Origin of the sequence: Pandoraea sp. SD6-2, from assembly GCF_000389825.1 — a bacterium.
Classification (GTDB): Bacteria; Pseudomonadota; Gammaproteobacteria; order Burkholderiales; family Burkholderiaceae; genus Pandoraea; species Pandoraea communis.
The window spans coordinates 127,787-143,542 of sequence record NZ_KB944429.1; the positions used below are offsets into that span (position 1 = coordinate 127,787).

A 15,756-nucleotide genomic window follows, 5' to 3' on the forward strand; every position below is an offset into this window, starting at 1 on the left:
CGCGATGTCTGCGACAGCGCACAGCGAGTGGTAGCGCCACACCAGACGCACGTCTGGCGATTCATTTCGATCAAGGATAGGCGATAAAAAATTGCAATAAAATATCTTTAATTGCAATGCAATCATTTTAGGTGTTTATGCGGATGCACCCGATACGACAGTCAACGCCCTCGTGAGTTAAGTGATAATGACTGCCACCCCCCTTCACGAGGTGAAGTCGACATGCCCGACGCTACACACTTCATCGGCAATCAATGGGTCGCTTGCGCGAAGCGTCCCGGCATTTCTGCCACGCCCGCAGCCCTCGTCATTCCCGTTATCGATCCGTCCGACGGACAGCCCTTTGCCGAAATCGCCCGAGGCGATGCCGAAGACATCGACCGCGCCGTGCAGGCCGCACGCGCCGCCTTCGATGGCGACTGGGGCCGCACCGCCGCCGCCGAGCGCGGCCGCTTGTTGTACGCGCTGGCCAATACGCTCGCCCGTCATCACGAAGAACTGGCGCAACTCGAAGCGCGCGACACCGGCAAACCACTCAAGCAGGCGCGCGCCGACGCGGCGGCGATCGTGCGCTACTTCGAGTTCTATGCGGGCGCGGCCGACAAGTTGCATGGCGAGACCATCCCCTATCAGCAGGGCTTCACCGTGTTCACTTTGCGCGAACCGCACGGCGTGACCGGTCACATCATTCCGTGGAACTACCCGCTGCAAATCTTCGGACGCAGCGTGGCGGCCGCGCTGGCGACCGGCAACGCGTGCGTTGTCAAACCGGCCGAAGACGCCTGCCTGTCGCTGCTGCGCGTTGCCGAGTTGTCGCTGGAAGCGGGGCTGCCTCCCGGGGCGCTCAATATCGTCACGGGATACGGCGCGGAAGCCGGTGCGGCGCTGGCGCGGCATCCGGGCATCGATCACATCTCGTTTACCGGCTCGCCCGCGACAGGCACCCTGATCTCGCAGATGGCCGCCGAAAACCACACACCGGTCACGCTGGAACTTGGCGGCAAGTCGCCCCAGATCGTCTTTGCCGATGCGGATATGGAGGCCGTGCTGCCGGTCGTCGTCAATGCGATCGTGCAGAACGCCGGACAAACGTGTTCGGCCGGCAGCCGTGTGCTGATCGAGCGCGACGCCTACGAGACCGTGCTCGCGCATCTCGCCGAGGCGTTCGCGCGCCTGCGCGTGGGACCGTCGCACGACGATCTCGATCTCGGCCCGCTGATCAACGCCCGTCAGCAGCAACGCGTGTGGGACTTCCTTTCCGAAGCACAGCACGACGGCATTGCCGTGATGTCGCAGGGCGAAGTCGTCGGCAGTGCGCCGCAGGCCGGGTTCTATCAGGCGCCCACGCTCCTGCGCGACGTGCCCGCCACGCATCGTCTCGCCCGCGAGGAAGTGTTCGGTCCGGTGCTCGCGGCGATGCCGTTCACCGACGAGGCCGACGCCGTGCGTCTGGCCAACGGCACGCTCTACGGTCTCGCGGCCGGGGTGTGGACGCGCGACGGCGGACGTCAGATGCGCATGGCGCGCGCCATCCGCGCGGGGCAGGTCTTCATCAACAACTACGGTGCCGGCGGTGGGGTGGAGTTGCCCTTTGGCGGCATCCGCCACTCCGGTCACGGGCGCGAAAAAGGCTTCGAAGCGCTTTATGGGTTCACCACGCTCAAGACGGTCGCGATCAGGCACGGTTGAACAACGAAGACGCCGCAACACCCGCAGCCCCCAGGCTGACTGAGATTACAGCGAAACGCGGCCCGTCATCGGTCTCGCACTTCGCCACAACACGGCAACTCAGGAGACAAGACATGCGTTTGCAAGAGAAAGTGGCCATCGTGACGGGCGCCGGCTCCGGCTTCGGCGAAGGCATCGCCAAGACGTTTGCGCGTGAAGGCGCTGCGGTCATCGTGGGCGATCTGAATCGTGAAGCCGGCGAGCGTGTGGCCGGTGAAATCACCGAAGCGGGCGGGCGCGCTGCGTTCGTGTACGGCGACGTATCGCTCGAAGACGATCACGTCACCCTGCTCGACGAGGCCGTCACGCGCTTCGGTCATCTCGACATCGTGGTCAACAACGCGGGCACCACACATCGGAACAAGCCGCTGCTCGAAGTCACGGAGGCCGAGTTCGACCGCGTCTATGCCGTGAACGTCAAAGGCATCTTCTGGAGCGCACGCGCTGTCATCCCGTACTTTCTGCAACGCGGCGGCGGCGTGATGATCAACATCGCGTCGACGGCAGGCGTGCGCCCGCGCCCCGGACTCGTCTGGTACAACGGCAGCAAAGGTGCTGTCATCACAGCGAGCAAGGCCATGGCCGCCGAGTTCGGCCCGAACAACATTCGCGTGAACTGCGTCAATCCGGTCATCGGCGACACCGGGCTGACCGCCGAATTCATGGGCGTGCCCAATACCCCCGAGAACCGCGCCAAATTCCTCGCCGGGATTCCGCTCGGCCGTTTCTCCACACCGCAGGACGTTGCCAACGCCTGCCTCTATCTCGCCAGCGACGATGCTGCCTTCATCACAGGCGTCTGCCTGGAGGTCGACGGCGGACGTTGCATCTGAGCGACCCACTGTTTTTTGCACTCGGCAGTCCCCGTAGTTGTCGCACTCACACCATAACGACAGACAACACAACGTCAAACCGGAGGAGATTCCGTATGAACAGCGTTCCGACGCCCCCGACGTCCACGGCCAACACCCCGTTGGCAGACTTTGAAGCGGCCACTTATCGCAAGGTCGGCTGGCGGCTGATTCCGTTTTTGCTGCTGTGCTACGTGGTCGCGTACCTCGACCGCGTGAACGTAGGCTTTGCCAAGTTGCAGATGGTCGGCGACCTGAATTTCTCCGAAACGGTGTTCGGTCTCGGCGCGGGCATCTTCTTCATCGGCTATTTCATCTTCGAAGTGCCGAGCAACGTGATCCTGCACCGCGTGGGCGCGCGCGTGTGGATCGCGCGGATCATGATTTCGTGGGGCATCATCTCGGGCGCGACCATGTTCGTCACGACACCCACGATGTTCTACGTCATGCGATTCCTGCTCGGGGTGGCCGAGGCAGGCTTCTTCCCCGGCATCATTCTGTACATCACGTATTGGTACCCGGCCGCGCGGCGCGGCCGCATGACCGCGTTGTTCATGACGGCCGTGGCACTCTCCGGGCTGATCGGCGGCCCCCTCTCCGGCTGGATTCTCAAAGACATGAGCGGTGTCTCCGGCCTTGCTGGCTGGCAGTGGATGTTCCTGATCGAAGCGGTTCCCTCGGTCGTGATCGGCATTGCCGTGCTGTTCGTGCTCGACAACCGCATCCGCGATGCCAAATGGCTCGACGACGACGAGAAGTCGATGCTCGAGCGCAATATCGCCAGCGACGTGCAGACCAAGGAGGATTTGCCGCTGCGTCAGGTGTTCTCCAGCCCGCGCGTGTGGATGATGAGCCTCATCTACTTCTCGTTCGTGATCGGTCTGTACGGCGTGGGCTTCTGGCTGCCGACGATCGTCAAGACTACCGGCGTAACCGATCCGTTACAGATCGGCCTGCTCACGGCGATTCCGTACTTCTTCGCGGTAATCGCGATGGTCGTGGTCGGGCGTCGCTCCGATCTGCGAAGCGAGCGTCGCTGGCACATCGCGATCCCGGCATTCCTCGGCGCGATCGGTCTCTTCCTGTCGACGGTCTGGAGCCACAACACCCAGCTCGCCATGTTCGCGCTGACGCTGGCCACGATGGGCATCATGATCGTGCTGCCGCTGTTCTGGAGTCTGCCCACCGCGTTTCTCGGCGGCACCGCTGCCGCCGCAGGCATCGCGATGATCAACTCGCTGGGCAATCTGGCCGGCTTCGTGGGCCCGTACCTGATCGGGTTTCTCAAAGACGCCACCCAGAGCACCAACAGCGGCATGTTCCTGCTCACGGTATTCATGATTCTGGGCGGACTGCTCACGCTATGCGTGCCCGCGCGGCTCGTGAACAAGTAGCGGCTACGCAGATCGACTGACGAAACGTCGTCCGGGCACGCAAGACCAAGACGCCACGGGGTTGCTGGCCCGGCCCCCCCCTTGGGAGTAACATGCGTGAGGCCGTCCCCGCCGGGACGGCCTGATTTTTTGCCCCCCCGAAGATCCGCATGCCCGCCAACGACTCTCAGACGACGCCGGCCGGCGTCTCGCTCACGCCATCAGAGGTCAAGTCGATCCTCTCCGGCCTGCTGCTCACCATGTTTCTCGGCTCGCTCGACCAGACCATCGTCGCGCCGGCCCTGCCGACCATCGCCCGCGACCTCGGCAGCTTCGACGCCGTTTCATGGGTCGTCACCGCGTATCTGCTCTCGTCCACGGCCATTACGCCCATCGTCGGCAAACTCTCCGACCTGCTCGGACGGCGCGTCGTCATCGCCGCGAGCGTAGCGGTCTTCCTTGTGGGATCGGTGTTGTGCGCACTGGCGCCGAGCATGCTCGTGCTGATACTCGCGCGCGGTGTGCAGGGCTTGGGCGGCGGCGGCCTCATTGCGCTGTCCAACACCGTGATCGCGGATATCGTCTCGCCGCGTGAGCGCGGCCGGTATCAGGGGTATATCTCCGGCATGTTCGCTGTCTCCGGTGTGGCCGGCCCCGTCACCGGCGGTGTGTTCGCCCAGTACCTGAACTGGACGCTCATCTTCTGGATCAACCTCCCGCTCGGCGTGCTCGCCATCTACCTGAGCGACCGCGCCCTGCGCCATCTGCCGCGCCGCGAAGGCAAGCCGAGCATCGATTATCTCGGATCGCTGCTGCTTATCGCCGCCACCGTTTGTCTGCTGCTCGCGCTCACGTGGGGCGGCCACCGCTATGCCTGGCTCTCGAAGGAAATCGGCGGTCTGTTCGCTGCGGCCGTGCTCGTCGGTGCGGTCTTCCTGCGTCATCAACGCGCCGTGCGCGAACCGTTGCTGCCGCTCGCGTTGCTCGCCAACCCGGTGTTCCGAATGACGTCGACGATGGCGGTGCTGGTGATGATGGTCAACATCAGCATCGGGATCTACGTGCCGCTCTATCTCCAGTTGCAGCGTGGCGAATCGGCCAGCAGCTCCGGCCTGATGCTGATCCTGCCGCTGCTGGGTATCGTGGTCGGCGCGCTAGGCTCGGGGCATTACATGCGCACGACGGGACATTACAAACGTCCGCCGCAGATCGGTTTACCAGTGGCATTTCTCGGGCTCGCCGCGATGGCGATGGGGGTGCAATCGCTGCCGCTCTCGGCGATCGGGCTGTGCCTCGGACTCGTCGGGATTGGCTTCGGCTCGGCCATGCCCGTCATGACCGTGGCCACGCAAAATGCCGTCGCACCGCGCGACATCGGCATCGCAACGGCCGCGCATGCGTTCTTCCGGGCGCTGGGCGGCATGATCGGCGTGGCAATGTTCGGCGCACTCATCGTGGGCCTGCTGGTCTCTGGCGACCACGGCAGCGCGCCGCGCGAGCTTACCGATTTCCTGCGCCCCGGCGGCGCACCCGCCGGGATGGAGGATCGCCTGCGGCTCGCCTTCGGAGCGTTCTTTGCCGGTAGCGCGCTGATCGCGGCGCTCGCCATCGTCGCACTCAGCCGGCTGCCGGAATTGCCGTTGCGTCAAAGTTCGGGAAACGAGGCGACGGCCATCGAGTAACAGGGCAACGATGACCGCGCGCTCCCTGCGCGGTTCTGCAAAGCCCGGACACGCGCCGCAAAATGCTGCACCCGGCACTACGGCACAGTGTGGACTCCCATCATCACATCAGGAGTCCGTATTGTTCCCGTCTATCCCGCCCAGTACGACCGCGCCGCTTACCGCGACAACGGACACAACCACTGCCACGACCGCCGCGACGAGCACCGTGCCGGGAACTGCCACCGCAGGGTCGTCGCGCGCCGCCCTTCTCGCCGACTTCTGGCAGGCCGCTCAATTCGCCTTCAGTCCGCCGAGCTACGCATCAACAACGCACGACGGCGCCGACACGGCAACCGCGACCGGCTTGTCGTGGCCTGCGATGCGTGACGAGTTTTCCGGTCTCCTCCAGGATCCCGGCGCGACCTTCCTCACTTTCGAGAACCCCGAGGGATCGGATCCGGCAACGCGGTCGTATGCCTTGCTGCCGCTCACGGCCAAGCGACCTTTCGACGCAGCCTTCAGCGACGAGAGCCTTGCCGCCATGGAGGCAAGCCGCATGCGGCACATGGCCTTGCCGGCGATCCCTGCGTTGGAGCCGTCGCCATCCACATCGGGGATCGGGCGCAGATCCGACATCTCGATCTCGAATACCGTGCTGCGCAAGACGTTGCTCGCCTTGTCCGACACCAGCACGCTCACAACCGACTGGTTTGCCACGCTGGAATCGCTCGCGGTCGACGCAGCATTGGAGACGGGACCGTACCTGGATGCCCGCTACCTGCTCGAGGGGCTTGTCAGGCGGCTGGAGGTCGAACAGGCCATCGATACCTGGCCGGTGGCGTTCGAGCGCGTGGTATCGCTCATCACGCGCTTCGAATCCCGCACGGCAGACGCCGCAAAAGCGCTGCTGCTCACCCACGACAGCGGGTCGCGCGACGAAGCGCTGCTCCTCGCCGGCGCTTCGACGCACACGAGCATCGATCGCCTGATCGCTCATCGGCTTCACGCGATTGCGGATCTGCCCGCAGAGCGCCGCTCAGGCGCATGGAGCGACATGCTCGCCAGCCTCCTGCGCTCGACGGCAGGGGTCAACGCCGAACGGCTCGGGACACTGGCAACATTCATCAGCCTGTTGCCTGTCCCCGAGCAGCGAACGGCTGCCGGCGCGATCGTCACCGCGACCAACAAGCTGAGTACCCGAGACGGGTGGAGCGAACTCACGAAATCGCTCCTCAACGCCGTTGCCCCCGTCGACAAAACGGCGATCGCCAGAGCGATGGTGCATCCCGATCGGGGGCTGTACGGCGTTCCCATGATCGCGACCGTAGCGGTCATCGCCGACGAAACCGAGAAAATCCCAACGCAAGATGCCCGCGCCCTGCTCGCACACCTCATCGAAATCGCCGCGACGGAAGGCGAGTTCGATCATCTGGTGTTCTCGTGCGGCGAGTGCGTCGAGATGCTCCACGACCTGCATTCGACCTGCCTGCGCGCACACTTCGACGATCTCGCCGCCCAAGCCCGTACCAAGCTCGTGGAAGCGTTCGATAACTACAAAGCCGCCGTGCTGGACTGACTCACAGGGCCAACACCGGATAAGAACGGGGGAGGGTAAGCTTCGGAGCGCGTTCGGGCGCGCCTGTGACTGACACCGATGGCACGACACCGCGTTGCGCGGATGCCATCGGTGTCTCGCGGGGCTTACGCGGTTGCGCAGGCCCGATAGTGGCGGTTGGCCTGATCCATCTGGCCAAGACCTTCGAAGAGTTGAGCGAGCGCCAAATGCACGCGTTGCTGCAAATAGCGCTCGTCGGTGTGACGCAGCGCCCCTTCGAGGAACGTCTGCGCCTTGCCCCACAGACGCTGATGCTGACACAGCCTGCCCAGTGCGAAGAGCAGATCGGGATCGTTCGGATGGCGTTGCTGCCATGCCTCGGCCTTCTGGATGAGCGGCAGTGCGTCGCCACCGGCACATTCCGCATACCGGCGCAGCAAACGCGGGTCCCAGTGCTCGGCCAGTGCCGCTTCCACGATGTCGCGCGCCTCGCGCGGACGGTCGAGCGAAATCAGCAATTCGGCAGCCACGTCGGCAATTCGCGCCGACGTGCGGGTATCGGCCGGCAGTTCATGCCAGCACTTGAGCAGCGCGTCGGCGTCGTGCCGGTGATCGCGCAGAATGCCTTCGCTGGCCGTCTGCTTGAGCTTGGCCGCCAGCGCCGGATGCAGCGCCTCGCGCTTCTCCAGCATCTTGAGCAAGTTCAGCACTTCGGGCCAATGCTTCAAATGCTGATGCGCCCGTAACGCGACAAGCTGTGCCTGCATGCGACGTGCGCCCTGCGCGCGCATCTCCGTGAGCGCTTCGAGCGCGCCTTCCGCATCACGGGTATCGACGCGCAACTCTGCGGTTTGCAACAGGCGCGCCTCTTCCAGATTCGCCCCTTGCGCCTCGGCCAGCCATGCGTCGCGACGCGCAAATTCGCGCATGCGATGCGCCGCCCGCGCCCCGATGATCGCCGCCACACCGCGATTGTCGTCCTGCTCTGCGGCCTCTCGCGCCGCCTTCTCTGCGCGTGTATAGCGGCCCGCGAAGAGGTTCGCCACCGCATCGCGCAACGCGATGTTCGCGCGGCGGCTGCGTTGGCGATTGCGGTAAGCAGCCACACGCTCCGGCATCTTGTAGATGTTGCGCAAGATACGAATGATGACGTACAGCGCCACGAACAAAGCCAGCAGCGCCAGCACGAAAAGGTTCAGCGACACGTCCACACGGTATGGCGGCACCAGCATCACCACCTGCCCGTGATTGAACGTGGCCAGCACGGCAAAGCCGGCCGCCACCGCGAACAGGAGCGTCAACCAGATCAATCCTCGCATGCCCGGCTCCTTACGGCTTGTCCTTGACGTCCTTGACCTGACCGATGGCGGTCAGGCTGGCGTCAAGGGTCGGCAGTTCGATCGTGCGCGAGCCCGAGTCGACCTGATCGAGCAACGTTTTCACGGCAGCGATGCGGCGTGACTTCGCATCGAAGTACTTGTCGAGCGCGGCTTGCGCGACCTGCACGTCGCTATGCACGGCCGACGCGTTGCGCGCCAGCAGCGCCAGACGCGCATTGAGCAATCGCAACTTGAGATTGGCGCGCAGGAAAGCGCCCTGCTCCGGCGCGACCAGCATCACGTCCGGATCGTCCAGACGACGCACCTGCACCAGTTGCTTCACGCTGCCCAGCATCTCGGCGGACAGGCGGTGCCACGTTGCGGTCCAGCCCGTCTCGCTGGCGCCGCTCGGACCGCGCCCATCCTTCTTGGGTTCGACGCGTTGCTCTTCGGCCTGCAACGGCAGCGTGTCGATCATGGCGATGGCCTGATCGAGCTTGCCCGTCAATTGCGGCAAATCGGCGGCAGGCACGGCCTTCAGGTGGTCGATGTCCTTCTTCAACGCATCACGCACCCCTGCGAGTTGCGGCGCGCCTGTGCGTGCCAGACGGGCGTCTGCGCCCTCCAGCGCAATCAGCGCGCCACGCACGTTACCGGTGAGCTGCAACTGTTGATTGGCACTCGTGACGATCTGCTCGGTTTCCGCCAGCACCCATTCGTCGCGGTTGTGTGCGAGGTCCTGATAGAGCTGTTCGAGCGCGGCCTGCTGGCTGCGCGAATCGGCAACGCGACTCTCGAGCGACGTGAGCCGGTTTTGCAGATCGCGTTGGTTGTCGAGTGCCTGTGCGGTGCGTACCTGCGCCTGCATGAGTTGCGCGTCGCCCGTCTGCTGGCGGCGCGCCATTTCTTGCTGCACGCGGTCGAGCTTCTGATTGAGCGACCAGCCACCGATGCCGGCCCCCGCCGACACGAGCACGAAGAGCAGCCACGGCAACGCGGCCCCCGAGCCACGGCGCTTTTGCGGCGGCTCAGGCGGTTGCCACGCAGGCGGGACGCCCGCCGTGCCGTAAGTGGCACTGCCGGTCGCAGTGGAATTCGATGCCGCCGGGCCGGTCGACGCCGACGGGTTCTGGGAAGACTCTGGAACGCGATTATCTGTCGTCATGCTTGACTTGAATGGGATCCGCCCATGTTTTGAGTGCCGCCAGCAGGTTCTCGTCGCCGGGCGCGCATTGCGTAATCCTATCAAACCCCGCAGCACGCGCGGCATCTGCGATGCGTGCATGTGACGTAAAGCACGCTGCGGCGAGGATTTGTGCCAGCACTTGTGGGGCGCCAGGCGTATGAAGACCGTCGCGCGTACCGTAGCGCGCAGCGAGCAAAGTGGCCAGATGCCGCACGGCCTCGGAGCTGGTCAGCACCCAGGCGCAACGCGCGGGCGAGGCCAGCCGGGCTTCCAGTGCAGCCCAGGCGGCGGGGTCCGGCGCGGGTGCGCGACGCGTATAGGCGCTCACGATGTCGACCTGTGCGCCGTTCGCGCGCAACGTGCCGGCCAGCAATTCGCGGCCTCCGTCGCCCCGCACGAGCAGCACCCGGCGTCCGGCAAGCGCCGTCAGCTCGAGTTGCTCAAGCAAGGCTTCCGAGTCGAATCTCGCCGCCGGTCCCCCAGGCGGAACAATCACCTTGTGCCGCGGCGGCGCGATGCCCGCGTCGGCCAACGCCTGTGCGCTGCCCGGCCCCACCACCGCGACCGGCAACGCCGCTGGCCAGCGTTCGCCTGCATCGATACCGGCATCGGTTACCCCGGCGGCATTACCGCCAGCGCAAGACTGAAGATGCGCCAGCCGCGCCAGCGCATGCGCGACGGCGTTGGGCGAGACAAATACCACCAGCGCGTAAGACGATAGCGCGCCCAACGCGCTATCGAGTGCCATCAATGCGCTGGGGTCGACTTGCTCAGCAATGTCCAACAATGGGAACGCGAGCGTGTCGATGCCTTCGGCGCGCAGCGCTTGGGCGAGCGAATCCGCCTGCCCATCGGGGCGCGTCAGGATGGCGCAGGGCGCAGCCAGCGTCGCCGAACCGGCCGCAGCGCGGCCAGCGGCACTCGCCGGCGAGATACCGGCGGCGGGTGGCAGAACCGGCGCGCGCGGGTTCAAACGGGGGGGTCCTTCGGCTCGGACGGCGGCACCAATGCCAGCCCGCCCGCGTCGATCAACGCCTGCGCCACGCGTTGCCCCAGTGCTTCGGCCCCCGCCACATCCCCCTGGGCGACCCTGGCGGCCCCCTGCGAGCGAAGCACCGTGGCGCCATCGGTCGACGCAATGAAAGCGCGCAACGTCAATTCGCCTTGCGGGGTGAATTCGGCAAAAGCCCCCAACGGCACTTGGCACGAGCCACCCAGTGCCCGCGAGACTGCGCGCTCCGCGCTGACCGCCAGCGTGGTGCGGGCATCGTGCAACGGTGCGAGCCATTGCAGGATTTCGGGACGTCCGGCACGCACTTCGATCCCCAGCGCGCCCTGCCCGGCCGCCGGCAAGCTGGCCTCTGTCGGAATCGTGGCACGAATGCGCGCGCCAAGCCCCAGTCGCTTAAGGCCGGCCGCCGCGAGAATGATGGCCGCGAAATCGCCCCGGTCGAGTTTGCCCAGACGCGTATCCAGATTGCCGCGCAATGGCGCGACCTGCAGATGCGGATACCGGGTGCGCAGGCTCACTTCACGGCGCAGGCTCGACGTACCGACCACCGCCCCGGCAGGCAGCGCATCGAGGCTGTCGTAGTCGTTGCTCACGAAGGCGTCGCACGGATCTTCGCGCTCGAGCACTGCCGCCAGCGCGAAACCGTCGGGCAGTTGCATCGGCACGTCCTTGAGCGAATGGACGGCGAGATCGGCGCGTCCGTCGGCCAGCGCAAGCTCAAGTTCCTTGACGAACAGCCCCTTGCCGCCGACCTTCGCGAGCGATCGGTCGAGAATCTGGTCACCCCGAGTGGTCATTCCGAGAATACTCACGTGACACTGCGGATATAATTTGTGCAGCGCGTCACGCACGTGTTCGGCTTGCCACATGGCGAGCCGGCTCTCGCGCGAAGCGATCACCAGGGTTTCAGGAGCAGCGAAGTTCATTCAGCAACCGCGTGAAGACCAAAAGAAAAAATGGTAACACGCTTGACCGGCCCCAACGGCTGGTCTCGAGAGGAGCGACATGAAGAGCAGCGCAAAGGTAAAAGCCCCGCAAGAGGGCCTCGCCAAGCCGGTCGGCAAAACTTCCCCCGCAAAAGCAGCAGCCGCGGTCCCATCCATTTCCGAAACGGTGCCGGATGTGCCGGCCAAGTCCAAGACTCGCCGCTCGCGCGAAGACAAGGACGCGCCGCTACGCGAGGACATACGCTTCCTCGGCCGCCTGCTCGGCGACGTGTTGCGCGAACAGCAAGGCAGCGCCGCCTTCGATCTGGTCGAGACGATCCGCCAGAACGCCGTGCGCTTTCACCGCGAAGGTGACCGCAGCGCCGCCCGCGCACTCGACACACTGCTGGGCGGCCTGACCAACGAGCAAGCCATTGAGGTGGTGCGCGCGTTCAGCTATTTCTCGCATCTGGCCAATATTGCCGAAGACCGTCACCACAACCGGCGCCGCCGCGTACACGCCCTCGCGGGCAGCCGCGCACAGCCGGGCAGCCTGAGCGCCGCCCTGCAAAGCCTGAAAGACGCTGGCCGTGCCGATCCCGCTACGCTGCAGGCATTTTTCGCCAGCGCGCTCATCGTGCCGGTACTCACGGCCCACCCGACCGAAGTGCAGCGCAAGAGTATTCTCGATGCCGAGCGCGAAATCGCCCGCCTGCTGGCGCATCGCGACGACGCCCTTACCGAACGGGAGTCGGCGCGTAACACCGAATCGATGCGCGCCTACGTCACCACGCTGTGGCAGACCCGTATGCTGCGCGGCTCGCGACTGACAGTGGCCGACGAAATCGACAACGCGCTGTCGTATTACCGCAGCACGTTCCTCACCGAAATTCCCGCGTTGTACGACGATGTCAGCGCCGAGCTGCACGACGCCGTACCCAGCGTGCGCGCAGAAGGTCTCGGGCGCTTTCTGCAAATGGGCAGTTGGATCGGCGGCGATCGCGACGGCAATCCAAACGTCACGGCACAAACGCTGCAACTTGCGATCACGCGTCAGGCCACCGAAATCTTTGCCCACTACCTCGAAGAGGTGCACTTGCTGGGTGCGGAATTGTCCGTCTCGCAACTGCTCGCCGGGGCAAGCGACGCCTTGCTCACACTCGCCCGCCGCTCACCCGACGACTCGCCGCACCGCACCGACGAACCCTATCGGCGTGCCCTCATCGGCGTGTACGCCCGTCTGGCCGCCACAGCGCGCGAGTGGGTCGGCCACGTGCCGCACCGCGGTGCAGTCGGCGACGCCCGGCCGTATCTCGACGCCAGCGAATTCATCTCGGACCTGAACACGGTCGTCGCGTCGCTCATGGCGCATCATGGCGGCGCCCTGATCTCGCAGCGGCTCGGCCCGCTCGTGCGCGCCGCAGAGGTGTTCGGCTTCCACCTGGCGAGCATCGATCTGCGTCAGAGTTCGGATATTCACGAAGCGGTCATCGCCGAGTTGTTCGCCAAGGCGGGCGTCGAAGCGAATTACGCAAAGCTCGGCGAAGACGAAAAGCTCGCCCTGCTGCTGCGCGAATTGCGCGAGCCGCGTCCGCTCTTCTCGCCGTATCTCGACTACTCGCAGCGTACCCGCGACGAACTGGCCGTGTTTGCCGCCGCACGCGACATCCGCGCCCGTTTCGGTCCGCGTGCGGTACGCAACTACATCATTTCGCATACGGAAACCGTGAGCGATCTGGTGGAAGTCATGCTGCTGCAAAAGGAGACGGGGCTCTTTCAGGGCGCGCTCGGCAGCGATAGCGCGAAGGCCGTGGAGCCCAAAGTCGGCGCGATGGTCATTCCGCTCTTCGAGACGATCGCCGACCTGCGCAATGCGCCTGTCATCATGCGCGAGTTCTTCGACATCCCCGGCATGTCCGGTGTGGTGACGCAGCAAGGCGGCGAGCAGGAAGTCATGCTCGGCTATTCCGACAGCAACAAGGACGGCGGCTTCCTCACATCGAACTGGGAACTGTACAAGGCAGAACTCGCACTCGTGCGCCTGTTCGACGAGAAAGGCATCCGCCTGCGCCTGTTCCACGGCCGGGGCGGCACGGTAGGCCGTGGCGGCGGCCCGACCTATCAGGCCATCCTGTCGCAACCGCCCGGTACCGTGAAGGGACAGATTCGCCTCACGGAACAAGGCGAGATCATCGCAAGCAAGTTCGCCAACCCCGAGATCGGGCGGCGCAATCTCGAGACGATCGTGGCCGCCACGCTCGAAGCCACGCTGCTGCCGAGCCGCAACCAGCCGCCGCATCTGGCCGCGTACGAGAAGGTCATGCAGACGCTCTCCGACACGGCCTTCGCAGCCTATCGCGACCTTGTCTACGAGACGCCGGGCTTCACCGACTATTTCTTCTCGGCGACGCCGATTGCGGAAATCGCCGAGCTGAACATCGGTTCGCGCCCCGCATCGCGCAAGTTCTCCGACCCGAAAAACCGCCGCATCGAAGACCTTCGCGCCATTCCGTGGGGCTTCTCGTGGGGCCAGTGCCGCCTGCTCATCACCGGTTGGTATGGCTTTGGCAGCGCGGTCAGTGCTTATCTAGACGGCGACGCAAAGGCTGGCGACGCGGGCCGCGAGAAGCGGCTCGATACGCTGCGTCAGATGGTCAAGCGCTGGCCGTTCTTCGCGAACCTGCTCTCGAACATGGACATGGTGCTCGCCAAGACCGATCTGGGCGTGGCATCGCGTTATGCCGAACTGGTGGCGGACGAGAAGCTGCGCAAGCGCGTTTTCGACCGCATCGTGAGCGAGTGGCAGAGCACGTCGCAGGCACTCACCCTCATCACCGGTCATGAGGAACGCCTTGCAGACAACCCGTTGCTCGCCCGTTCGATCAAGAACCGCTTCCCTTACCTCGATCCGCTCAACCACTTGCAAGTCGAGTTGTTGCAACGGCATCGGGCGGGGGCATCGGACGAGCGCGCACGGCGTGGCATCCATCTGTCGATCAACGGCATCGCGGCCGGTCTGCGCAATACGGGCTGATGCCCGCGTAGCGTGACACTCTGCGTCAGCTCCGCAGAATGCGGGGCTGACGCAGAACGCCGGCGCACCGGAGACGTCCGGCCAGTTGACGACCTACGAGATCCTTGGGATTCTCCCCAACGACAGTCGACCGATAGGACGGTATATTTCATCGGATTCGACCCGATGGCTGCCGGGGGGCCCATCCATCATGCACTCCGATTCCAACGCACTACCCACGTACCCGCCGCGCACGGCACGCATCGGCGTCGCACGGCGTGCGGCAACGCTGATCGCCGCAACGGCGCTTGCGCTGCCGTCCATCGGCGCGCAGGCGGGCACGGCATCCACGATGCCGCCGCGCAATGCCGGCACCGATGTTTCTCCCGCGCATACGCTCACCGCCGCCGCACCGCATGGCGTGCGGGGTCTGGCCGTGCGTCTGGTTTCGCAAACGCTGACCGCCTCGCCCGGCACGCCGGACAAGCCACGCGCCGTCGTCGACCCGGTGCTCGACCCGCTGATGAACGGCATTCTGGAGCGTCTGGCCATCAGCGAAGCGGTGGCGCGCACCAAATACACCTCGGGCAAGCCGGTTCAGGACACGCCACGCGAACAGGCGTTGCTTGCCAGCGTGGGAGAGCGGGCCGCCCAGTTCGGCCTGACGTCCGCGCAGGCCCGAACTTTCTTCCGTCTGCAAATCGAGGCGGGCAAGCTGGTGCAAACCGCCCTGCTGGCCCGCTGGGCGCGTGAAGGCCGCGCCCCGGGCGAACCGGTCGATCTGGCCACGCGTCTGCGCCCCGCGCTCGACCGGCTTGGCACCTCGCTCATGCACGATCTCGGACGCCTGTGCGCGCTGCCCGACGATCCCTCGCGCATGGCCCGTATTCATCAGGCGCGCGAGCGCATCGCGAAGGCGGCGAAGCTCGAAGCGCTGCAACGCGCGGCGTTCGACGAAGCGACCTCGGGCCTTTGCCTGTCGGCACCGCCGCGTATCTGGACACTGTCGATGGCGAACTGACCGGGCGCCGAGGTGTGTCGGGGAGACGCCGCCAGGGGTTGTATAATCACGGTTTGCCGTGCTCTGCCGCGGTTCGCTTCAATCTGCCCCGATGGGCCTCGATTAGCC

General features: G+C 65.3%; 11 protein-coding genes. 7 read left to right on the plus strand and 4 right to left on the minus strand.

Annotation, left to right across the window (positions count from 1 at the left end):
• The first annotated feature begins 222 nt into the window (after nucleotides 1-222).
• From C266_RS07195 to C266_RS07215, 5 genes are all read left to right on the plus strand, one after another.
• Complete coding sequence (locus tag C266_RS07195; RefSeq protein ID WP_010805447.1) at nucleotides 223-1,689, plus strand: aldehyde dehydrogenase family protein; 1,467 nt, start codon at nucleotides 223-225, stop codon at nucleotides 1,687-1,689.
• 113 nt (nucleotides 1,690-1,802) lie between these two features.
• Nucleotides 1,803-2,561 carry an SDR family oxidoreductase gene (locus C266_RS07200; protein WP_010805448.1) on the plus strand — a complete coding sequence of 253 codons (759 nt, stop codon included), beginning with the start codon at nucleotides 1,803-1,805 and terminating at the stop codon, nucleotides 2,559-2,561.
• Between the two features lie 95 nt (nucleotides 2,562-2,656).
• Complete coding sequence (locus C266_RS07205) at nucleotides 2,657-3,973, plus strand: MFS transporter (RefSeq protein WP_010805449.1); 1,317 nt, start codon at nucleotides 2,657-2,659, stop codon at nucleotides 3,971-3,973.
• A 149-nt stretch (nucleotides 3,974-4,122) separates the two neighbouring features.
• Nucleotides 4,123-5,634: an MDR family MFS transporter gene (locus tag C266_RS07210; protein WP_010805450.1), complete on the plus strand. Its 1,512-nt coding sequence runs from the start codon at nucleotides 4,123-4,125 to the stop codon at nucleotides 5,632-5,634.
• A 121-nt stretch (nucleotides 5,635-5,755) separates the two neighbouring features.
• Entirely contained in the window at nucleotides 5,756-7,192 is a 1,437-nt protein-coding gene (locus C266_RS07215; RefSeq protein WP_010805451.1) for a hypothetical protein, read from the plus strand.
• Between the two features lie 125 nt (nucleotides 7,193-7,317).
• On the opposite strand, the gene C266_RS07220 is transcribed toward C266_RS07215, so the two are convergent.
• From C266_RS07220 to hemC, 4 genes are read right to left on the minus strand one after another with little or no spacing between them, the layout of a single operon-like run.
• Nucleotides 7,318-8,490, minus strand: coding sequence for a heme biosynthesis protein HemY (locus C266_RS07220; protein WP_010805452.1), 1,173 nt, complete (start codon nucleotides 8,488-8,490; stop codon nucleotides 7,318-7,320).
• A 10-nt stretch (nucleotides 8,491-8,500) separates the two neighbouring features.
• Nucleotides 8,501-9,655: a uroporphyrinogen-III C-methyltransferase gene (locus tag C266_RS26100; protein WP_010805453.1), complete on the minus strand. Its 1,155-nt coding sequence runs from the start codon at nucleotides 9,653-9,655 to the stop codon at nucleotides 8,501-8,503.
• The gene (locus tag C266_RS26105) at nucleotides 9,642-10,649 is read right to left on the minus strand and encodes a uroporphyrinogen-III synthase (protein WP_010805454.1); all 1,008 of its coding nucleotides are present in this window, start codon (nucleotides 10,647-10,649) and stop codon (nucleotides 9,642-9,644) included. The genes C266_RS26100 and C266_RS26105 overlap by 14 nt, the downstream gene beginning before the upstream one ends.
• Nucleotides 10,646-11,614, minus strand: coding sequence for a hydroxymethylbilane synthase (hemC, locus tag C266_RS07230; protein WP_010805455.1), 969 nt, complete (start codon nucleotides 11,612-11,614; stop codon nucleotides 10,646-10,648). The genes C266_RS26105 and hemC overlap by 4 nt, the downstream gene beginning before the upstream one ends.
• A 79-nt stretch (nucleotides 11,615-11,693) precedes the next feature.
• On the opposite strand from hemC, the gene ppc reads away from it, so the two are divergent.
• Nucleotides 11,694-14,648 (plus strand): phosphoenolpyruvate carboxylase, encoded by a 2,955-nt coding sequence (gene ppc, locus C266_RS07235; RefSeq protein ID WP_010805456.1) that lies wholly within the window; start codon nucleotides 11,694-11,696, stop codon nucleotides 14,646-14,648.
• 190 nt (nucleotides 14,649-14,838) lie between these two features.
• Nucleotides 14,839-15,648: a gamma subclass chorismate mutase AroQ gene (gene aroQ / locus C266_RS26110; protein ID WP_010805457.1), complete on the plus strand. Its 810-nt coding sequence runs from the start codon at nucleotides 14,839-14,841 to the stop codon at nucleotides 15,646-15,648.
• Nucleotides 15,649-15,756: the final 108 nt, after the last annotated feature.